This window comes from Kocuria sediminis (assembly GCF_009735315.1).
Taxonomy (GTDB): domain Bacteria; phylum Actinomycetota; class Actinomycetes; order Actinomycetales; family Micrococcaceae; genus Kocuria; species Kocuria turfanensis.
On record NZ_WOGU01000002.1, the window covers coordinates 111,393 to 130,748 of the forward strand.

Below are 19,356 nucleotides of genomic sequence, written 5' to 3' on the forward strand. Positions count from 1 at the left end.
TTCAGGTCTCGCCCCCGGCCCTCCGCGGAGGGCCCCGAAGCCCCTTTGATAGGCTGGACGTCCCGGGCGCGCCCCGGCATCCCTGTGCTTGCACCGGTCCTCCGTGCCGCGTCCGGGTCCCACGACGCCCGCCCGCCGATCCCTTCCCCGACCTCCGGAGGCGCCTGATGACCGCTGTGCTCCTGCTCCACGCAGTGGTGGCCGCGGTCGCGCCGCTGCTGTTCGCGCGGATGGGACGCAGCGCCTTCTACCTGCTGGCCGCGGTTCCCCTCGCCGGTTTCCTGTGGCTGCTGGCCTCCGCCCCGCGCGTGTACGGCCCGGACGGCGGGTGGACCGAGGGGGCGGAGTGGATCCCCTCCCTGGGACTGGACCTGGTCCTGCGGATGGACGCCCTGGCCTGGACCATGTCCCTGCTCGTGCTCGGGGCCGGGTCCCTGGTCCTCTTCTACTGCGCCCGCTACTTCAAGCCCGGCGCCGGTGACCTCGGGGGCTTCGGGGCCCAGCTGCTCGCGTTCGCCGGGGCCATGTTCGGGCTGGTGACCGCCGACGACATGCTCGTGCTGTTCGTCTTCTGGGAGATCACCACCGTCCTGTCCTTCCTGCTCATCAGCTACAGCCGGGCCCGGCTGTCCGCCCGGCGCGCGGCCCTCCAGGCCCTCGTGCTGACCACGGCCGGCGGGCTGTCCATGCTCGTGGGCATCGTCATGCTGGGCCAGGCCGCGGGCACCTACCGGATCTCCGAGGTGCTCGCGGCGGCCCCGGAGCTGGCCCAGCGCGGCACCGTGGTGGACGTGGCGGTGTTCCTGCTCCTCGTGGGCGCCGTGACCAAGTCCGCCCTGATCCCGCTGCACTTCTGGCTGCCCGCCGCGATGGCCGCGCCCACGCCCGTGTCCGCGTACCTGCACGCCGCCGCCATGGTCAAGGCCGGCGTGTACCTGGTGGCCCGGTTCGCCCCCGGCTACGCCGAGACGGCGCTGTGGCAGCCCACGGTGATGATCCTGGGCCTGGGCACCATGATCTTCGGCGGCTGGGCCGCCCTGAAGCAGTACGACCTCAAGCTCATCCTCGCCTACGGCACCGTCAGCCAGCTCGGCTTCCTCGTCGTCGTCGTGGGCCGGGGCGCGGCCGACACCGCGCAGGCGGGCATGGCCATGCTCCTGGCGCACGGGCTGTTCAAGGCCACGCTGTTCCTCGTGGTCGGCATCATCGACCACCGGGCGGGCACCCGAGACATCCGGCGGCTCTCCGGGCTGGCCCGCCGCGTGCCGGTGCTGTTCGCCGTCTCCGCCGTGGCGGCGGCCTCCATGGCCGGGCTGCCGCCGCTGGCCGGCTTCGTGGCCAAGGAGTCCGTGCTGGCCGCGTTCACCCACGAGGCGGACAGCGCGGCGGGGATCGTGGTGCTCGCCGGACTGGTGCTCGGCTCGGTCCTGACCTTCGCCTACAGCGCCCGCTTCCTGTGGGGCGGCTTCGCGCAGAAGTCCGCGGAGTTCTCCGAGCTCGACGCCGGGGTGGGCGGCAAGGCCGTGATCAGCGACATGGAGCGCGTCGAGCCCGGCTTCCTGGCCGCCCCGCTCGTGCTCTCCGTCCTCACCGTGGCCTACGGGCTGTGGCCGCAGCCGGTCGACGCCATGCTCCAGCCCTATGTGGACCAGTTCCCCGATCCGGGAGGGCACGAGTTCTACCTCGCCCTGTGGCACGGGTTCACCCCGGCCCTGGGCCTGTCGGCGGTCGTCGTCGCGGGCGGGACGCTCATGTTCCTGGCCCGGCGTCCCGTCGCCGACCTCCAGCGCGCGCTGCCCTCGATGCCGCCCGGGGAGCTCCTCTACCGGCGGACCATCAACGTCCTGGACCTGGCCGCGGTGTGGATCACCGGTCGCACGCAGCGCGGCTCGCTGATGTTCTACCTCTCGGTCATCCTCGTCACCGCGATCGTGGTGCCCCTCGTGGCCCTGGTCGTGGAGGAGACCCCGCCGCTGGGCGCCCTGCGGCTCTCGGACGGGCCGGCCCAGCTGATCGCCGGGGCGGCCATGGTCGTGGCGGCCCTGCTGGTGCCCCTGGCCACGAAGCGCTTCCTGGCCGTGCTCCTGGTCTCGGTCACGGGCTACGGCCTGGCGCTGATGTTCGCCCTGCAGGGGGCCCCGGACCTCGCCCTGACCCAGACGCTCGTGGAGACCATCCTGCTCGTGGCCTTCGTGCTGGCGCTGCGCTCGCTGCCCGCGCCGCTGTGGCACCGCAACCCCGCCGGGCGCCGGCTCCTGCGCGGCACCATCGCGGTGACCTTCGGGCTGTTCATGATGGCGCTGGCGGCCTTCAGCATCTCCTCGCGCACGGCCGAGCCCATCTCCCTGCAGCTGCCGCGGATGGCCTACGAGCTGGGCGACGGGCAGAACGTGGTCAACGTCATCCTGGTGGACATCCGGGCGTGGGACACCTTCGGGGAGATCTCCGTGCTGGTGCTCGCCGCCACCGGTGTGGCGTCCCTGATCTTCGTCACCGGCCGCGGGGACCGGATCGTGCGCTCCGGCGACGACCCGAACACCGAGCAGCTGCGGATCCTGCGCCGGCGCAGCGCCGCGGCCGTGGTCCCGTCCGGCGCGGACCTGGACGCCGTGGTCGACCGGCGCTCCCCGGAGGACCCGGAGGACCCCTACCTGCTGGCGGGGCGGACCCTGGCGCCCGAGCGGCGCTCGATCATCTTCGAGGTGGTCACCCGCCTGCTCTTCCACACGTTCATGATGGTCTCGCTCTACCTGCTGATCGCCGGGCACAACGACCCCGGCGGAGGGTTCTCCGGCGGGCTCATGGCCGGGCTGGCCCTGACCGTGCGCTATCTCGCGGGCGGGCGCTTCGAGCTGGAGCGCGCCACCCCCATCAACGCGGGCACGATGCTGGGGACGGGGCTGGCGCTCGCCGCGCTCTACGCCGTCACCCCGGTGTTCCTGGGCGGCTCGGTCATGCAGAGCTACACCGTGGAGGCGGAGCTGCCGCTCTTCGGCCACGAGAAGTTCGTGTCCGCCCTGGTCTTCGACGTCGCGGTCTACCTGATCGTCGTCGGGCTCGTCCTCGACATCCTCCGCTCGCTGGGCGGGCGGATCGACGAGCGGATCGAGGAGGACGCCGTGCGCCGGCGCCGGAAGGCGCCCGGGCGCGGCACCCGCATCCGGGTCACCCGGCAGCGCCGGGTCACCGCGGGGTCGTCCATGGCGACGTCGGCGACCTCACCCACCCCGGTCACGACCGCCGGGGCGGGGCCCGACGAAGGGAGCGAGCACCGATGAGCGTGAACCTGACCCTGCTGGTCGTGATGGGCGTGCTCTACGCCGTGGGGGTGTACCTCCTGCTGGAGCGCTCGCTCACCCGGGTGCTGCTCGGGCTGATGCTGCTCACCAACGGCACGAACCTGCTGATCCTGCACGCGGGCGGCGTCCCCGGCTTCGCCCCGCTCTACGACGGCTCGATCGCCGCGGAGGACTACAGCGACCCGCTGCCCCAGGCGCTCATCCTCACCGCCATCGTCATCTCGCTGGCCGTCACCGCGTTCCTGCTCGGGATGATCTACCGCTCCTGGGTGCTCGGCCGCCGCGACGAGATCCAGGACGACGTGGAGGACCGGCGCGTGGCCCGGCAGTCCTCCTACGACGTGGAGGACGACGCCGAGGTGCCCGCCGAGACGACCGAGTTCGAGGAGGCGCCCCGCCGCGACGACCCCGGCGAGGACCTCGAGACGCCCGGTCCTTCCGGGCCCCGGCGGGAGGGGAGTCGATGACCGTCCACCTCGCGCAGCTGGCCCCGCTGGCCGTCATCATCCCCTTCCTGGGCGCGGCCCTGAGCCTCGTGCTGCTGCGGCGCAACGCGCTGCAGCGGGCCGTGGCGATCGGCTCCCTCGTGCTCACCCTCGTGGTCGAGGCCATGGTGCTGGTGAGCACCTGGGACGTCGGTCCCCAGGCCGTCCACCTGGGCGGCTGGGCGGCGCCCTGGGGCATCGTCATGGTCGTGGACCAGCTCTCGTCGCTGATGCTCGTGGTCTCCACGGTGGTCTCGCTCGCGGTGCTGGTCTACGCCAGCGGGCAGGGCGTGGCCGACGGGGACAGGGAGGGCCCGATCTCGATCTTCCACCCCTCCTTCCTCATCCTCGTGGCCGGGGTCTCCAACGCCTTCCTCGCGGGCGACCTGTTCAACCTGTACGTGGGCTTCGAGATCCTGCTCACCGCGTCCTACGTCCTCATGACGATGGGCGGAACGGTCCAGCGGATCCGCACGGGCGTCACCTACGTGGTGGTCTCCGTCATCTCCTCGGTGCTGTTCCTGATCACCATCGCGATGGTCTACGCGGCCACGGGCACCATCAACATGGCCGACCTCTCGGTGAAACTCGCCGACCTGCCGGTGGGCACCCAGATGCAGCTGCACGTCATGCTGCTCATCGCCTTCGGCATCAAGGCGGCGGTCTTCCCGCTGTCCTTCTGGCTGCCGGACTCCTACCCGACGGCCTCCGCCCCCGTGACCGCCGTGTTCGCCGGGCTGCTGACCAAGGTGGGCGTCTACTCGATCATCCGCACGGAGACCGTGCTGTTCCCCGGGGAGCGGCTCGACACCCTGCTGATGTGGGTCGCGCTGCTCACCATGGTGGTGGGCATCCTGGGGGCGCTCGCCCAGATCGACATCAAGCGCATGCTGTCCTTCACCCTCATCAGCCACATCGGCTACATGATCTTCGGGGTGGCCGTGGGCAGCCAGGAGGCGCTGTCCGCCACGGTCTACTACGTGGCCCACCACATCGTGATCCAGACCAGCCTGTTCCTGGTGGCCGGGCTGATCGAGCGCCGCGGCGGGTCGACCAACGTGGATCGGCTCGCCGGCATGGCCAAGATCTCCCCGCTGCTGGCGCTGCTCTACCTGGTCCCCGCACTGAACCTGGGCGGCATCCCGCCGTTCTCGGGCTTCCTCGGCAAGACCGGGCTGCTGCAGGCCGGCGTGAACCAGGGCGATCCGCTCGCCTACGTGCTCGTGGCGGGCTCCGTGGCGGTGTCCCTGCTGACCCTTCTGGCCATGATCCGCGTGTGGAACCGCGTGTTCCTGCGCACCCCGGAGGACGCGGAGTACCCGGACCCGATCCTGCTGGCCCCGGTCCCGGCGGGCTCGCGCTTCCTCCTGACCTCCGGGTCCGTCGACGACCAGGAGGGGCGGTTCGCCGGCAAGGGCGACGTGCGCCTCATGTCTCCCTCGATGCTCGGCGGCGCCTCCGCGCTCGTGGCCGTGGGCGTCGCCCTCACCGTCTTCGCCGGCCCGCTCTTCCAGCTCGCGGACAACGCCGCGGAGAACCTGGTCCACCCCGAGCGCTACGTCACGGCCGTCCTGGACCCCGGATCGGTTCCCCTGCCCGTCGTGGAGGAGGCCCCGTGAGCTCGCGACCCAAGAACTCCCTGCTCGTCGAGTTGCCGCTGCTGGTGTGGCTCGTGCTCGTGTGGGGCGCCCTGTGGGGCGACTTCGGCCTCGGCAACCTGCTGTTCGGCGCGGTGCTGGCACTGCTCGTGACCTGGGTGCTCTACCTGCCCCCGGTGCAGCTCTCCGGCCGGTTCAACCTGCTGCAGTTCGCCGTCTTCGCCGTGACCTTCGTGTGGCAGGTCGCCAAGGCCAGCGTGGACGTCATGCTCGTCGCGATCCTCGTGGGTCCGCGGGCCCGCAGCGCGGTCGTGAGCGTGGACCTGCGCACGCGCTCGGACCTGCTGCTCACCGCCACCGGCCACACCATGGCCCTGATCCCCGGCTCCATCCTGGTGGAGGTGGACCGCGCCCGGTCCACCCTCTACTTCCACGCGCTCAACGTCCGCACCCCCGAGGAGGCCGAGTCCTTCCGGCGGTCGGCGCGGCAGGTCGAGGCCGCGTGGATCCGCATCATGGGCACCCGGGCGGAGCTCGCCGCCCTGCGGGCCGAACGGCGCGGGGGCGGCGGGACGCAGGCCGAGCAGCGGGACAGCGCGGCGATCAGCTCCCCGGTCACGGCCGGGCAGCAGATCGTCGGCGGCCGGCGGGGCGACGTCCCCACCGGGACCGCCCGGACGCCCCACACCACCCGGCCCACGCAGACGACCCGGACCACCGAGGAGGACCGCCCGTGATGGAGATCGCCGTGGCCGTCGCGGCCGTGCTGCTCAGCACGGCCGCCGCGGGCACCCTGTACCGGCTGGCCAAGGGCCCGTCGCTGCTGGACCGCGTGGTGGCCACCGACGTCCTGCTGGCCATCGTGGCGGCCGCGCTCGCCGTGGAGATGGCCTATCACCGGCACCTCAACAACCTCATCCTCATGGTGATCGTCTCCCTGGTGGGGTTCATCGGCGCCGTGACGGTGGCGCGCTTCGCCACCCAGACCGCCGAGCACGGGAAGTGAGCCCCGTGCTGGACACCGTCCTGGACGCCGCCGCGGCCGTGTGCCTGGTCCTCGGCGCGCTGATGTCCCTGGCCGCCGCGATCGGTCTGGTCCGGTTCCCCGACCTGCTGACCCGCATGCACGCGGGGACCAAGCCGCAGGTCTTCGGGCTGCTGCTCATGCTCACCGCCGTCGCCCTGGAGAACCGGGACCCGGTCATGATCCCGCTGATCGCACTGGGGTGGATCTTCCAGCTGCTCACGGTGCCCGTCTCGGCGCACATGGTGGGCCGTTCCACCTACCGGACCAAGCACCTCAACCGGGCCACCCTCACGCAGGACGACCTGCAGGAGGTGCTCAACCGTGCCGGCGAGCGGGACGGCAGCGAGCCGGCCGTGGGCGCGTCCGCGCCCGCCGGCACCCCACCGGCCCGCACCGACGAGACGCGCACCGACGAAGCCCTCGTCGACCCGCCGGCCGCGGACGGGCAGCACGCCGACGGACAGCAGACTGACGGATCCGGGAGGACGCGTTAGGCTGGGCACGATCGACGGGCGCATCCGCGCCGCCCCGACGACAAGGAGCAGCAGTCCATGAACACGAAGATCCTCGAACTCGCCGGCACCGGCCTCTCGCTGGGCGGCGTGGCGCTCTCGCACAAGGTGCTCGGTGCCGCGTGGACGCGCATCACGGGGGACCCGCCCCCCGCCAAGAACCCGGACCCGGACGAGGCGTGGACCGGCATCATCATCTGGTCGCTGGTGACCGGCCTCGTCGGCACGGTCATCAAGGTCGGGATCTCCCGCCAGATCGCGAAGATGGACAAGTCGTCCCGGAGCAACCCCAAGGCCTCGAGCCAGGCCGAGGTCTGAGCCCCGGCGGCCGGCTCGCGAGGGGGCCCGTCCGTGCGGACACCACAGCGGTGTCGGCACGGACGGGCCCCTTCGTCGCCCGTGAGCGCGGCGCGGGAGCGACGGCTGCGCCGTGGGCATGGGCGGAGCGGCCGACGTGCGGGCGGCAGCACGGGCGACGGTCCTGGCGACGGTCCGGATGACACCGCGTGCGGCAGTGCAGCAGCGGGGGCGGCGGAGGGGTAGACTCGGTGGCACTGAAACGACAGGGGAGCGCACCCCGCCGGCGACGGCGGCAGAGCGCTGAGAGTGCGGATCACCGCAGACCCTCGAACCTGCTCCGGTTAGCACCGGCGAAGGGAGTCGAGCACCTCAGGGGTGGCTCGCGGACGTGAGCTCCGGCCGTGTCCGCGCGGACCCCTCCCCTCCTGGCACCGATGGCTCGCTGAGCCCAGGAGGAACCCACCATGAACACCACCACGCACCGTCCCGCCGGCCGCAACCGCGCGCCCGGGTCCTCGTCCTGGCGGGTCGTCGACATCGTCGTGGCCGCCGTCCTCGCCGCCGTGTGCGCGGTGGTCTTCTGGGCGTGGTCGAACCTGCTCTACCCCGTGGTCGGCGCCGCCGCGGTGACCTATCCGCCCGCGGTGGGCCTGATCGCCGGCGGCTGGCTCGTGGCCGGCGTGCTCGGCGGTCTGATCATCCGCAAGCCGGGCGCCGCGCTGTTCTGCGAGCTGCTCGCCGCCGTCATCGAGGGCTTCCTGGGCACCCACTTCGGCTGGACCGTGATCCTGTCCGGCCTCCTCCAGGGCCTCGGGGCCGAGCTGGTCTTCGCCGCGGTGCGCTACCGCCGCTACAACGCGGCCGTGGCCGCCGCCGCCGGCGCGGTGAGCGGCATCTTCCTGGGCGTCAACGAGAGCATCATCTACAACTACGAGTGGACCCTCGGCCACCAGGTCGTCTACGTGGTCCTCGCGGCCCTCTCGGGCGCGGTGCTCGCCGGCCTGCTGATGTGGGCCGTGGTGAAGGCGCTCGCGGCCACCGGCGTGCTGCAGGGCCTGGCCTCGGGCCGGGTCGCTCGGCGATGACCGCCGCGGCGGTGCGCCCTCCCGGCACGCCCACCGCCGCTGGGGCCCGCGTCGAGGCCCGCGGCTTCGGCTGGCACCACCCCGGCCGGGAGGCCCCCGCCCTGCAGGGCGTCGACCTCGTGGTCGAGCCGGGGGAGCGGGTGCTCCTGCTGGGGCCGAGCGGAGCGGGCAAGTCGACGTTCCTGCACGCCCTCGCGGGGGTCCTGCACGACGACGACGGGCTCTCCCGCCACGGGGAGCTGCTGCTCGACGGCACGGACCCGGACCGGGCGCGGGGCCGCGCGGGGCTGGTGCAGCAGGACCCCGAGTCCCAGGTGGTGCTCTCCCGGGTCGGGGACGACACCGCCTTCGGCCTCGAGAACCTCGCGGTGCCCCGGGAGCAGATCTGGCCGCGGGTCCGCGCCGCCCTCGACGACGTGGGACTGCCCCTGCCGCTCGACCACCCCACCGCGGCCCTGTCCGGCGGGCAGAAGCAGCGCCTGGCGCTCGCGGGGGCCGTGGCGATGAGCCCGGGGCTGCTGCTGCTCGACGAGCCCACCGCGAACCTGGACCCCGCCGGGGTGCGGCAGGTCCGGGACGCGGTGGCACGGTGCCTGGACCGCAGCGGGGCCACCCTCGTGGTCGTGGAGCACCGTGTGGCGGTGTGGGCCGACGTCGTGGACCGTGTCGTCGTGCTCGGCCGCGACGGGGGGATCACGCACGACGGCTCCCCGGCGCAGGTCCTGGGGGAGGCCGCCGACGAGCTGAGCCGCGCCGGAGTCTGGGTGCCCGGCCGGATCCCGCCCACGCGCGCGCCGGCGCGCCCCCGGGAGGACGCGGAGCCGCTGCTGAGCGCGGGAGGGCTGGCCGTCTCGCGCACCCAGCCCTCCGCGCGGCAGCTGCGCGCCCGGCGCCGGGCGCGGCGCCGCGGCCGCCCGCTGGGCGACGCCGCGGCGGGCCGGGACCTCCCGGTCGCGGCGACCGGCGTCGGACTGGACCTGCGCCGTGGCCGGGCGCTCGCGGTGACGGGACCCAACGGCGCCGGGAAGTCGACCCTCGCACTCACGCTGGCGGGCCTGCTGGCGCCCGTGCGCGGGACCGTGACCGCGCACCCGGCCCTGGCCCGCGGCGCCGGGCCGGACCCCCTCGAGTGGACCGGGCCGGATCTGGTGGCACGGGTGGGGACGGTCTTCCAGGAGCCCGAGCACCAGTTCCTGCGCGCCACCGTGCGGGCCGAGCTCGAGCTCGGACCCCGTCTGGCGGGCACCCCGGAGGCCGAACGGGACCGCCGCACGGAGGAGCTGCTCGACCGGCTGCGGCTGACCCACCTGGCGGACGCGAATCCCTTCACCCTCTCCGGCGGCGAGAAGCGGCGGCTGTCGGTGGCCACGGTGCTGGCCACCGACCCCGACGTCCTGGTGCTCGACGAGCCCACCTTCGGTCAGGACGCCCTCACCTGGGCCGAGCTCGTGGACCTGCTCCTGGAGGTCGTGGGCGCCGGCACGGCCGTGCTCGCGGTGACCCACGACGAGGACTTCGTGCGGGCGCTCGGGGCCGACGTCCTGGAGCTGGGGACTGCCGTGCAGGGTTCCCGGCCGGCCACGGAGCACGTCCGGTGAGCGCGCCTACGATCGGTCCGGCGGCCCGGACCTCCCTGCTGGGCCGCGCCCATCCCGTGGTGAAGCTCGCCGGGGCCCTGGCCCTGACCGTGACGCTGCTGCTCAGCGCGGATCCCGTGACGTCGGGGATCGTGCTCCTGGGCGAGGTGCTGCTGCTGACCCTGGCCGGACGGCGTCCGCCGGCGCAGCTGCTGCGGGCCTGGCCCCTGCTGCTGGCGGCGCTCGTGAGCGGATGGGGCACGGCGCTGCTCGCCGAGGACTCCGGGCCCGTGCTGCTCGACCTGGGGGTCACCGAGCTCTCGGCCGGTTCGGTCGCCGCGGGCGCGGCGATCGCCCTGCGCGGGCTCGCGCTGGCGCTGTCGGGGCTGCTCGTGGTGCTCAGCACCGATCCCACGGACCTCGCCGACGGACTGGCCCAGACGGTGCGGCTGCCCGCCCGGTTCGTGCTGGCCTCCCTGGCGGCCCTGCGCCTGGTGGGCGTGATGCTCACCGAGTGGACCACGCTGGCGATGGCCCGCCGGGCCCGCGGCGCCGGCTCCGGGCACGGCCCGGTGGGCGCGCTGCGGGAGTTCGGCGGGCAGGCGTTCACCCTGCTGGTCCAGTCCCTGCGCCGCGCCACCCGCCTGTCGGTGACCATGGAGGCGCGCGGCTTCGGCGCGGGCCCGCGCACGTGGGCGCGGGTCCCGGAACACTCCTGGCGGGACGCCGTGGTGCTGGCGGGGTGCGTCGGCGTGGCCGTGGCGGGCCCGGCGGTCTCCGTCCTGCTCGGGACGCACCGGTTCATCTGGGCCTGAGCCGGTGCGTCGCGCGGGCCCCTGTCCGCCGGGTCCGCGGGTCCCCGCTCGGCCCGGGTCCGGTCCTCGGCCCGGCGTGCGGGCGCACGTCTGCGCGGCCGGGCCGCGGGCCACTGCCCGTCACGCCCGCGCGACCCAGCCCGTCACGAGCCGGGTGAGCTCGGGGTCCACCGGCAGGGGGCGGGAGTCGAGGCGGCGCACCGGCACGGCGAGCCGCACGCTGGAGACGAGCCAGACGGCGTCCGCCGCCAGGAGGTCGGCGGCCTGCAGCGGTCCGTGGCCCAGCTCCCACCCGTCGCCCCGGGCGGCGTCGAAGATCGTGGCCTGCGTGGTGCCGGGGAGGATCCCGTGCGAGGGCTCCGGGGTCACGAGGGTGCGGACGCCCTCGTGCACGCGGGCGCAGACCACGGAGGACGTGGCCCCCTCCAGCACCCGGCCGTCCGGGGCCGTGAAGACCGCCTCGTCCGCGCCGAGGGACCGGGCATGGCGCAGGGCGGCCATGTTGATCGCGTAGGACAGGGTCTTGGCCCCGGGCAGCAGCCACGGATACCCGGCGTCCTGCGCCGGGTCGTGGCCGCGGGGCAGCAGCACCGCGGAGACCCCCTCCCGGCGCTGCCGGAACGTGGACTCCGGTACGGGGCTGACCACCACCCACGACCACGGGCCGGCCTCGGGGGTGCCGCGGCTGACGACCACCTTGACGCTGTGCTCGGCGCCCAGCCCTCCGTCCCCGCCGGGGGCGGCGTGGTCGAGCCCCAGCTCGACGGCCTGGCGCAGCTCCTGCGCCGAGGGCACAGGGAGCTGCGCCAGGCGCGCCGAGGCGGACAGGCGCCGGTGGTGGACCGCGAACTTCTGCACCCGACCGTCGACGGCGCGCAGGCTCTCGAAGATCCCGTCCCCGCGGGTGAGGCCCTGGTCGTCGATGCGCACGAGCGGGACGGCCGGGTCGGCGAGGACGCCCCCGGGGTGGGCGGCGTCGAGGACGACGACGGTGCTGGTCACGGCTGCCTCCTGTCGGTGCGGGCGCCCGCTCAGTGGACGGGGCCGGGGTGCAGGATGTCCACCTGCTCCCAGACGTGGTCCTCCGCCAGATAGGCGTCCTCCTGCGCGGCCCACTGCTCCCAGTGCTCGGCGTAGTAGGCGCCGTCCCGGCTCAGGGCCCGGTCGTAGCGCAGCGCGGTGGGCAGCTCGACCCAGACCGAGACGTCCAGGAGGGCCCGGGCGGCGGCGGAGCAGGCCCCGACGCCCTCCAGGACGACGACCTCCGCGACGCGCGTCAGGCGCGGGGTGCCCGGGGAGCCGGTGACCCAGTCCCAGGCGCTCCACTCGGCGTCCCGGCCGGCGCGCAGGGGGGTGAGGACCTCCTCGACGTAGGTGCGGGTGCCGGGGCGGAGACCGTCCCAGCCCGGGTAGAGATCCTCCATGTGGAAGAGGGTCACGTCCCGCACGGGGCGCAGCACCTCGGCGAGCTGCTCCGCCAGGCTCGTCTTGCCCGCGCCCGAGCGCCCGTCGATGCCGACGAGCCAGGGTCGTCGGGTGGGGGCGGGGAGCAGCCGGGCCAGGTTGGTGCCGGCGGGGTGGGCCGCGGCGACCGCGGGGTCCAGCTCGAGCTCGATGTCGATCACGCGTCTCCGGCGTCCCGGGCGCGGCCGGTGCCGGGGACCGCGGCGCCCAGTTCCTCGGCGACGGCGCGGACCACCCCCGGCACGGCGGCGGCGATCATGCCGTAGGTGGTCTCGAAGTCCTCGGCGGCCCCGTACCAGGGGTCGTAGATGCCCAGCTCGCTGTGCTCGGAGCCGGCGACGGCGGGGTCGAACTCGCGCAGCAGCCGCACCTTCGCGGCGGTGGAGGTGTCGGGGGCGAGGGCGCGGAGGCGCCGGTGGTGGACGACGTCCAGGGCGAGCACCAGGTCGCGGTCCGCGAACCGGGCCGGGTCGAAGACCTGGGCGGCGTGCGCGGAGGCGTCCAGCCCCTCGCGGCGCAGCAGGTCCCCGGCCCGCGGGTCGACCGGGTTGCCGAGCTCCTCGTCGCTGACGCCGGCCGAGTCGACGCGCACGCGCTCGCCCAGACCGGCGTCCTCGAAGGCGCGGCGCAGGGCGAACTCCGCCATGGGCGAGCGGCAGATGTTGCCGGTGCACACGGCCAGGATCGAATACATAGCGGGCATTCTAAGCCGGACGGGCACGGGACGAGAAGTGCGGCCGCCGCCCGGGGGGCGACGGCCGCACGCGCGGGCACGGGCTCAGGACCGGCGGCCCGCCGGGTCGAGCTCGTGCTCCGGGCCCGTCCCCCGGTCTGCCGAGCGCTCCGGGCCCGCCTCCGGGTCCTGCGCGCGCCCGGCGTCGAGGTCGATCTCGTCGCCGTTCTCGTCGACCCGCCGGTACCAGTCGGTGACGGCCGGGTCGTGGGAGTCGAAGGTCTCGCCGGCGGCGCGGGCGCCCGGGGCGTGCTCCACCTGCAGGGCGAAGTCGTCGCCGTGCTCCTCGATGCCGTGGATCACGGCCTTGCGCACGGCCGAGAGGGCGAACGCGTGCCGGATCGTGGCGGGGTCGCTGCGGAGGTCCTTGTAGAAGGCCACCATGAGGAAGGCGACGACCACGGCGAAGGGCAGCGCCGAGACGGTCACGAGGTTCTGCATCCCGGTGAGGGCGTCGTCACCGCCCACGAGCATCATCACGGCCGCAATGGCCCCGAGGGACACGCCCCAGAAGGCGACGACGGGGCGGTTCGGCTCCGGCCGGCCGCGCTGGGACAGGGTGCCCATGACGATGGCCGCGGAATCCGCGCTCGTCACGAAGAAGATGCCGATGACGACCATCGCGAGCACCGAGCTCAGCGCGCCCAGGGGGAGGGCGTCGAGCATGCCGAACAGGACGGCCTCCTGGCCGCCGGCCGCCGCGAGGTCGGTCCCGGTGCGCTGCAGGTGCATGGCGGTGCCGCCGATCACCACGAACCACAGGACGCACATCGAGGAGGGGACCACGAGGACCACCGTGACGAACTGGCGCAGGGTGCGGCCGCGGGAGATCTTGGCGATGAACATCCCGACGAACGGCGACCAGGACAGCCACCAGGCCCAGTAGAAGACGGTCCAGCTGCCCGCGAACGCGGTGGCGTCCTCGCCCCAGCCGCCGGTCTGGCCGGTCATCCACAGGTACTCGTGCAGGTAGGTGCTGAACACGGCCGGGACGAGGTCCAGGATCAGGACGGTGGGCCCGGCGACGAAGACGAACAGGGCCAGCAGGAAGGCCAGCAGCAGGTTCGTGTTGGACAGGTAGCGGATGCCGCGGGCCACGCCCGAGACGGCAGAGACGACGAAGGCGGCGGTGAGCACGGCGATGATCGCGATCAGGCCGCCGTTGCCCAGCGGGCCCCACCCGGCGACGAGCTCGAGCCCGCGGGCGATCTGCAGGGCGCCGATCCCGAGGGAGGCCGCCGTGCCGAAGAGGGTCGCGAAGATCGCGAAGATGTCGATGAGCCGGCCCAGGCCGCCCTCGGCGCGCCGCTGGCCGATCAGGGGCACGAAGATCCGGCTGATGAGCGGGGGACGGCCGCGGCGGTAGGCGCCGTAGGCCACGGCCGCGCCGACCACGGCGTACATGGCCCAGGGGTTGAGGCCCCAGTGGAAGGCGGTCTGGACGAGGGCGTAGACGGTCATCTCCTCGGAGCCCGGCTCCGCGCCGTAGCCCGGGACGCCCGCGCCGAAGTGGCTCAGCGGCTCGGAGGCGCCGTAGAACATCAGGCCGATGCCCATGCCGGCGGCGAAGAGCATCGCGAGCCAGGAGAAGAAGGAGTACTCGGGCTTCTCGTCGTCCATGCCCAGGGGGATCCGTCCGGTGCGGCTGAAGCCGACGACGAGCATGAACAGGACGGCGGCCGTGGAGAGGGCGGTGAAGAACCAGCCGGTGTTGCCGGTCACCCAGGCCAGTGCCGCGGAGGAGGCCGCGGTCAGGGACTCGGTGGAGAGCACGCCCCACGCGATGAAGGCCACGATCAGCGCGGCGGTGACGCAGAAGACGATCCGGTCGGTGCCGTAGCGCAGCTTCTGGTCCTCGACCGCGAGGCCGGGGACGAGGGCGGGGTGGACGCCGTGCGGATAGTTGATCTCGCGCAGCACCTCACGGGGCCGCCCACGGCGGGCCGAGGAGGAGGGCGGTGCGGAATCCTGCGGGGAATGGGGTGGCGGAGTGCTCACGGGGGCTCCAGAGGTGTCGGGTGCGTGCGGTGTCGTGTCGGTGCGTGCGGTTGCGTGCGGGTCGGGCCCGGAGGTGTCGAGTGGGGCCCGGGAGTGCGGGCACAAGCAACACATCCTACCAATGCGGAATCGCGCCGGGGCCGGAATGGGCGGCACCTCACAATCGGCCCCGGGAGGTTGAGTCGGGCGGACTCAAGTTAACTTGACACCGCACGCTCACGTGGCAGACTTGAGCCAGGAAAACTCAAGACCTGAGACCTCCGGGACCTCAACGGGGCCAGCACGGCCCGCCCGGTTCAGCTCGACCCGAAGGAGAACACTCCATGTCTCGTGCAGTAGGAATCGACCTCGGCACCACCAACTCCGTGGTGTCCGTGCTGGAGGGCGGCGAGCCCACCGTCATCGCCAACGCCGAGGGCAACCGGACCACCCCGTCCGTCGTCGCCTTCTCCAAGGACGGCGAGACCCTGGTCGGCGACATCGCCAAGCGCCAGGCCGTCACCAACGTGGACCGCACCATCGCCTCGGTCAAGCGCCACATGGGCACCGGCTGGTCGAAGGAGATCGACGGCAAGAAGTACACCGCGCAGGAGATCTCGGCGCGCATCCTCATGAAGCTGAAGACCGACGCCGAGTCTTACCTGGGCGACAAGGTCACCGACGCCGTGATCACGGTCCCGGCGTACTTCAACGACGCCGAGCGCCAGGCCACGAAGGAGGCCGGCGAGATCGCGGGCATGAACGTGCTGCGCATCGTCAACGAGCCCACCGCCGCGGCCCTGGCCTACGGCCTGGAGAAGGGCAAGGAGGACGAGCTCATCCTCGTCTTCGACCTCGGCGGCGGCACCTTCGACGTCTCCCTGCTGGAGGTCGGCAAGGACGAGGACGACTTCTCCACCATCCAGGTCCGCGCCACCGCCGGTGACAACCGGCTGGGCGGCGACGACTGGGACCAGCGCATCGTCGACTGGCTGCTGTCGCAGGTGAGGTCCAAGACCGGCGCCGACCTGTCCAAGGACAAGATCGCCCTGCAGCGGCTCAAGGAGACCGCGGAGCAGGCCAAGAAGGAGCTGTCCTCCGCGACCAGCACCAACATCTCCCTGCAGTACCTCTCCGTGACCCCCGAGGGCCCGGTGCACCTGGACGAGCGCCTCACCCGCGCCAAGTTCGAGGAGCTGACCCGGGACCTGCTCGAGCGCACCGAGAAGCCGTTCAAGGACGTCATCGCCGAGGCCGGCATCTCCGTGTCCGACATCGACCACGTGGTCCTGGTGGGCGGCTCGACCCGCATGCCGGCGGTCGCCGAGACCGTGCAGCGTCTGGCCGGCCAGGAGCCGAACAAGGGCGTGAACCCGGACGAGGTCGTCGCCGTCGGCGCCGCGATCCAGGCCGGTGTGCTCAAGGGCGACCGCAAGGACGTGCTGCTGATCGACGTGACCCCGCTGTCGCTGGGCATCGAGACCAAGGGCGGCGTGATGACCAAGCTCATCGAGCGCAACACGGCCATCCCCACGAAGCGGTCGGAGACCTTCACCACCGCCGAGGACAACCAGCCCTCCGTGTCCATCCAGGTCTTCCAGGGCGAGCGCCAGTTCACCCGGGACAACAAGAACCTGGGCACCTTCGAGCTGACCGGCATCGCCCCCGCCCCGCGCGGGATGCCGCAGATCGAGGTCACCTTCGACATCGACGCCAACGGCATCGTCCACGTCTCCGCCAAGGACAAGGGCACCGGCACCGAGCAGTCGATGACCATCACGGGCGGGTCCTCCCTCTCCAAGGAGGACATCGACCGCATGGTCAAGGACGCCGAGGCCAACGCCGAGGCGGACCGGGTGCGCCGCGAGGCCGCCGACCTGCGCAACAACGCGGAGCAGCAGGCGTACTCGGTGGACAAGCTGCTGAAGGACAACGACGAGAAGCTGCCCGCGGACGTGAAGTCCGAGGTCCAGGCCGACGTCGACGCCCTGAAGCAGGCGCTCGAGGGTGAGGACGAGGCCGCCGTGAAGTCGGCCTACGAGAAGCTCCAGCAGTCCCAGACCAAGCTCGGCGAGGCCCTCTACGCGCAGGCGCAGGCCGACGGCGCCGACGGCGCCCCCGGTGCCGGCGCCACCGGCGCGGCCGGTGACGAGGACATCGTCGACGCCGAGGTCGTCGACGACGAGAACGAGAAGAAGTGAGCATGCCCGAGCCCACGCCAGGACCCGACGAGAACCCGGCGGAGAACGCTTTCGAGAACTCCGCCGGGAACCCCGACGAGCAGGCCGCGCAGGACTCCGGCCCCGGCTCCCCCGAGGAGGCCGGGCCGGAGGGCCTGACCGTGGACGACATCCTCTCGACCCCGCAGTCCACCGACGCCGGCTCCGCCGACGCCGGAGCGGCGGCCACGGCGGAGGACCCGTCCGCGGCGCTGGCCGCCGAGCGGCTCGAGGAGCTGCGCCGGCTGCAGGCCGAGTTCGTGAACTTCAAGCACCGCACGGCCCGGGAGAAGGAGCAGCTGCGCACGTTCGTGACGGGCGACCTGCTGCAGACCCTGCTGCCGGTGTTCGACGACATCGACGCGGCCCGCCAGGCCGGGGACCTCGCCGACGGCCCGTTCGCGTCCATCGCGAACAAGCTCGAGGAGATCCTCGTCCGGCAGGGACTGACCCGCATCGGGGCGGTCGGCGAGAAGTTCGACCCGAACGTCCACGAGGCGGTGCTGCAGCAGCCCACCAGCGAGGTCGAGCCCGACCAGGTCTCGATGGTGCTGCGCTCCGGCTTCCGGATCGGCGAGCGCGTCGTGCGGCCGGCCCAGGTGGCCGTCGCCGTCGCCGAGTGAGGCCGGGCCCGGCCTGACCGGCGCGGGAGGGGAGGCCCGTCCACGGGCCTCCCCTCCCGTCCCCCAGCCCTCGGCGCCGTGCCGGGGGACCCCAGGACTTCCACCGGGTGCTGCTCGTCAGGACCCCCACCGGCCCACAGAAAGGAGGCGTCATGGCCAGCCAGGACTGGATCGACAAGGACTTCTACAGCATTCTCGGCGTCTCCAAGGACGCGTCCGAGGCGGACATCAAGAAGGCCTACCGCAAGCTCGCCCGCCAGTTCCACCCCGACCAGAACCCCGGGGACGCGGAGGCCGAGCAGCGGTTCAAGGACATCACCGAGGCGAACTCCGTGCTCTCCGACCCGGAGGAGCGCAAGCAGTACGACGCGATCCGCGCCATGGGCTCCGGCGCCCGCTTCACGGCCGGCGGCCCGGCCGGCGCGGGCGGCTCGGCGAACTTCGAGGACCTCTTCGGCGACATCTTCGGCGCCGGCGGCGGCGGCCGGCGCCGGCGGACCAGCTACTCCACCGGCGGTGCGGGCTTCGGCGGGGCAGGCGGCTTCGAGGACCTGTTCTCACAGTTCGGCGGCCCGGGCGGCTACGGCGCCCCCGGGGCCGGCTACCAGGCCCCGCCCACCCGCGGGGAGGACATCCGCACGGAGACCAGCATCCCGTTCCGCTCCTCGGTGCACGGCACCACCGTGAAGCTGCGCCGCGGCAACGGGCAGGAGACCACGGTGCGCGTCCCCGCCGGGGTGCGCGACGGGCAGAAGCTCAAGCTCGCCGGCAAGGGTCACTCCGGTCCCGGCGGGCCCGGCGACCTGTACGTCACCGTGCACGTGGGCTCGCACCCGTTCTTCACCCGCGTGGACGGCACGGACGACGTCGAGGTCACCGTGCCGATCACCTTCCCCGAGGCCGCCCTGGGCGCCACCGTGGAGGTGCCCACCCTGGACGGCGGCACGGTGCGGCTGAAGGTGCCCGCCGGGACGTCGTCGGGCCGGCGCTTCCGCGTCAAGGGCCGCGGGTTCAGCACGGCCAAGGGCGCGGGGAACCTCATCGTGACCGTCGAGGTGCACGTGCCCGCCCACCTGGACGAGGCGGCCGAGGCCGCGGTCCGCGCGTTCGCGGAGGCGACCGCCGACGACGACCCCCGGGCGGGCCTGGCCGCGAAGGCACGGGTCTGAGATGGCTCTCGACGTCGACCAGCCGCTCTTCGTGATCTCCGTGGCCGCGGAGATCGCCGAGATGCACCCGCAGACGCTGCGCCAGTACGACCGGCTCGGCCTGGTCAAGCCCTCCCGCGCGCCAGGCCGGGCGCGGCGCTACTCCCAGCGGGACATCGAGAAGCTGCAGCAGATCCAGGTGCTCTCCCAGCAGGGCGTCTCCCTGGAGGGGATCCGGCGCATCCTGCAGCTGGAGAACCAGGTCGCGGCCCTGCAGGCGAAGGTGGCGGAGCTGGGGCAGGAGCTCGACGAGGCCCGGGAGCGGGCCGAGGAGTCCTCGCGCATCTTCGCCGCCGGCGTCGGCGGGGACGTGGTGCGGATGGCTCGTGGCTCCCGCCCGCGGGCCCGCAAGATCTCCCAGGCCGTGGTGCTCTACCGGCCGCCGCGGCAGCAGGAGCGCTGAGCCGCCCGCCGTCCGTGCCGACGGCCGGCGC

18 protein-coding genes and 1 riboswitch are annotated in these 19,356 nt (G+C 73.3%); of the genes, 14 read left to right on the plus strand and 4 right to left on the minus strand.

Going from position 1 to position 19,356, the window contains the following annotated elements:
* Nucleotides 1-167: 167 nt before the first annotated feature.
* From GMA12_RS02735 to GMA12_RS02780, 10 genes are all read left to right on the plus strand, one after another.
* On the plus strand, nt 168-3,278 hold the full coding sequence (locus tag GMA12_RS02735) for a Na+/H+ antiporter subunit A (RefSeq protein WP_156266980.1): 3,111 nt from the start codon (nt 168-170) through the stop codon (nt 3,276-3,278).
* Nucleotides 3,275-3,766 carry a Na(+)/H(+) antiporter subunit C gene (locus tag GMA12_RS02740; protein ID WP_156266982.1) on the plus strand — a complete coding sequence of 164 codons (492 nt, stop codon included), beginning with the start codon at nt 3,275-3,277 and terminating at the stop codon, nt 3,764-3,766. The genes GMA12_RS02735 and GMA12_RS02740 overlap by 4 nt, the downstream gene beginning before the upstream one ends.
* Nucleotides 3,763-5,403 (plus strand): Na+/H+ antiporter subunit D, encoded by a 1,641-nt coding sequence (locus GMA12_RS02745; protein ID WP_156266984.1) that lies wholly within the window; start codon nt 3,763-3,765, stop codon nt 5,401-5,403. Before GMA12_RS02740 ends, GMA12_RS02745 begins: the two co-directional genes overlap by 4 nt.
* Nucleotides 5,400-6,119 (plus strand): Na+/H+ antiporter subunit E, encoded by a 720-nt coding sequence (locus GMA12_RS02750; protein ID WP_162459391.1) that lies wholly within the window; start codon nt 5,400-5,402, stop codon nt 6,117-6,119. The genes GMA12_RS02745 and GMA12_RS02750 overlap by 4 nt, the downstream gene beginning before the upstream one ends.
* Nucleotides 6,116-6,388 carry an MrpF/PhaF family protein gene (locus GMA12_RS02755; RefSeq protein WP_162459392.1) on the plus strand — a complete coding sequence of 91 codons (273 nt, stop codon included), beginning with the start codon at nt 6,116-6,118 and terminating at the stop codon, nt 6,386-6,388. The genes GMA12_RS02750 and GMA12_RS02755 overlap by 4 nt, the downstream gene beginning before the upstream one ends.
* 5 nt (nt 6,389-6,393) lie before the next feature.
* Nucleotides 6,394-6,903 carry a monovalent cation/H(+) antiporter subunit G gene (gene mnhG, locus GMA12_RS18715; protein WP_370830028.1) on the plus strand — a complete coding sequence of 170 codons (510 nt, stop codon included), beginning with the start codon at nt 6,394-6,396 and terminating at the stop codon, nt 6,901-6,903.
* Between the two features lie 57 nt (nt 6,904-6,960).
* Nucleotides 6,961-7,239, plus strand: coding sequence for a DUF4235 domain-containing protein (locus GMA12_RS02765; RefSeq protein ID WP_156266986.1), 279 nt, complete (start codon nt 6,961-6,963; stop codon nt 7,237-7,239).
* Between the two features lie 236 nt (nt 7,240-7,475).
* A riboswitch (TPP riboswitch) is annotated at nt 7,476-7,597 on the plus strand.
* A gap of 88 nt (nt 7,598-7,685) precedes the next feature.
* Nucleotides 7,686-8,306 carry an ECF transporter S component gene (locus GMA12_RS02770; protein WP_156266988.1) on the plus strand — a complete coding sequence of 207 codons (621 nt, stop codon included), beginning with the start codon at nt 7,686-7,688 and terminating at the stop codon, nt 8,304-8,306.
* Entirely contained in the window at nt 8,303-9,904 is a 1,602-nt protein-coding gene (locus GMA12_RS02775) for an ABC transporter ATP-binding protein (protein WP_156266990.1), read from the plus strand. Before GMA12_RS02770 ends, GMA12_RS02775 begins: the two co-directional genes overlap by 4 nt.
* The gene (locus tag GMA12_RS02780; RefSeq protein WP_162459394.1) at nt 9,901-10,698 is read left to right on the plus strand and encodes an energy-coupling factor transporter transmembrane component T family protein; all 798 of its coding nucleotides are present in this window, start codon (nt 9,901-9,903) and stop codon (nt 10,696-10,698) included. Before GMA12_RS02775 ends, GMA12_RS02780 begins: the two co-directional genes overlap by 4 nt.
* A 120-nt stretch (nt 10,699-10,818) precedes the next feature.
* Here the strand turns inward: GMA12_RS02780 and GMA12_RS02785 are convergent, their stop codons facing one another.
* The 4 genes from GMA12_RS02785 to GMA12_RS02800 all read right to left on the minus strand — a co-directional run bounded on the left by GMA12_RS02785 (nt 10,819) and on the right by GMA12_RS02800 (nt 14,893).
* Nucleotides 10,819-11,700, minus strand: coding sequence for an aminotransferase class IV (locus tag GMA12_RS02785; protein WP_162459395.1), 882 nt, complete (start codon nt 11,698-11,700; stop codon nt 10,819-10,821).
* Nucleotides 11,701-11,729: 29 nt separating this feature from the next.
* Nucleotides 11,730-12,323, minus strand: a complete 594-nt coding sequence (locus GMA12_RS02790) for a uridine kinase family protein (protein WP_162459396.1) — start codon at nt 12,321-12,323, stop codon at nt 11,730-11,732.
* On the minus strand, nt 12,320-12,856 hold the full coding sequence (locus tag GMA12_RS02795; RefSeq protein ID WP_156266992.1) for a low molecular weight protein-tyrosine-phosphatase: 537 nt from the start codon (nt 12,854-12,856) through the stop codon (nt 12,320-12,322). The genes GMA12_RS02790 and GMA12_RS02795 overlap by 4 nt, the downstream gene beginning before the upstream one ends.
* Nucleotides 12,857-12,940: 84 nt before the next feature.
* Entirely contained in the window at nt 12,941-14,893 is a 1,953-nt protein-coding gene (locus GMA12_RS02800) for a BCCT family transporter (protein WP_370830034.1), read from the minus strand.
* A gap of 323 nt (nt 14,894-15,216) precedes the next feature.
* Between GMA12_RS02800 and dnaK the strand changes: the two genes are divergently transcribed.
* The 4 genes from dnaK (at nt 15,217) to GMA12_RS02820 (ending at nt 19,325) form a co-directional block, all read left to right on the plus strand.
* On the plus strand, nt 15,217-17,073 hold the full coding sequence (dnaK, locus tag GMA12_RS02805) for a molecular chaperone DnaK (protein ID WP_156266994.1): 1,857 nt from the start codon (nt 15,217-15,219) through the stop codon (nt 17,071-17,073).
* Between the two features lie 2 nt (nt 17,074-17,075).
* Nucleotides 17,076-17,714 (plus strand): nucleotide exchange factor GrpE, encoded by a 639-nt coding sequence (locus tag GMA12_RS02810; RefSeq protein ID WP_206064629.1) that lies wholly within the window; start codon nt 17,076-17,078, stop codon nt 17,712-17,714.
* A gap of 152 nt (nt 17,715-17,866) precedes the next feature.
* Nucleotides 17,867-18,883, plus strand: coding sequence for a DnaJ C-terminal domain-containing protein (locus GMA12_RS02815; protein WP_156266996.1), 1,017 nt, complete (start codon nt 17,867-17,869; stop codon nt 18,881-18,883).
* A gap of 1 nt (nt 18,884) precedes the next feature.
* Nucleotides 18,885-19,325, plus strand: coding sequence for a heat shock protein transcriptional repressor HspR (locus tag GMA12_RS02820; RefSeq protein WP_156266998.1), 441 nt, complete (start codon nt 18,885-18,887; stop codon nt 19,323-19,325).
* The last annotated feature ends 31 nt before the right edge of the window (nt 19,326-19,356 follow it).

Excerpts from the sequence above, each read along its gene's own strand:
- GMA12_RS02795 (WP_156266992.1), bottom strand. The coding sequence starts at position 12,856 with ATGTATTCGATCCTGGCCGTGTGCACCGGCAACATCTGCCGCTCGCCC.
- GMA12_RS02745 (WP_156266984.1), top strand. The coding sequence starts at position 3,763 with ATGACCGTCCACCTCGCGCAGCTGGCCCCGCTGGCCGTCATCATCCCC.
- GMA12_RS02770 (WP_156266988.1), top strand. The coding sequence starts at position 7,686 with ATGAACACCACCACGCACCGTCCCGCCGGCCGCAACCGCGCGCCCGGG.
- dnaK (WP_156266994.1), top strand. The coding sequence starts at position 15,217 with ATGTCTCGTGCAGTAGGAATCGACCTCGGCACCACCAACTCCGTGGTG.
- GMA12_RS02815 (WP_156266996.1), top strand. The coding sequence starts at position 17,867 with ATGGCCAGCCAGGACTGGATCGACAAGGACTTCTACAGCATTCTCGGC.
- GMA12_RS02735 (WP_156266980.1), top strand. The coding sequence starts at position 168 with ATGACCGCTGTGCTCCTGCTCCACGCAGTGGTGGCCGCGGTCGCGCCG.
- GMA12_RS02765 (WP_156266986.1), top strand. The coding sequence starts at position 6,961 with ATGAACACGAAGATCCTCGAACTCGCCGGCACCGGCCTCTCGCTGGGC.
- GMA12_RS02775 (WP_156266990.1), top strand. The coding sequence starts at position 8,303 with ATGACCGCCGCGGCGGTGCGCCCTCCCGGCACGCCCACCGCCGCTGGG.
- GMA12_RS02740 (WP_156266982.1), top strand. The coding sequence starts at position 3,275 with ATGAGCGTGAACCTGACCCTGCTGGTCGTGATGGGCGTGCTCTACGCC.
- GMA12_RS02820 (WP_156266998.1), top strand. The coding sequence starts at position 18,885 with ATGGCTCTCGACGTCGACCAGCCGCTCTTCGTGATCTCCGTGGCCGCG.
- GMA12_RS02810 (WP_206064629.1), top strand. The coding sequence starts at position 17,076 with ATGCCCGAGCCCACGCCAGGACCCGACGAGAACCCGGCGGAGAACGCT.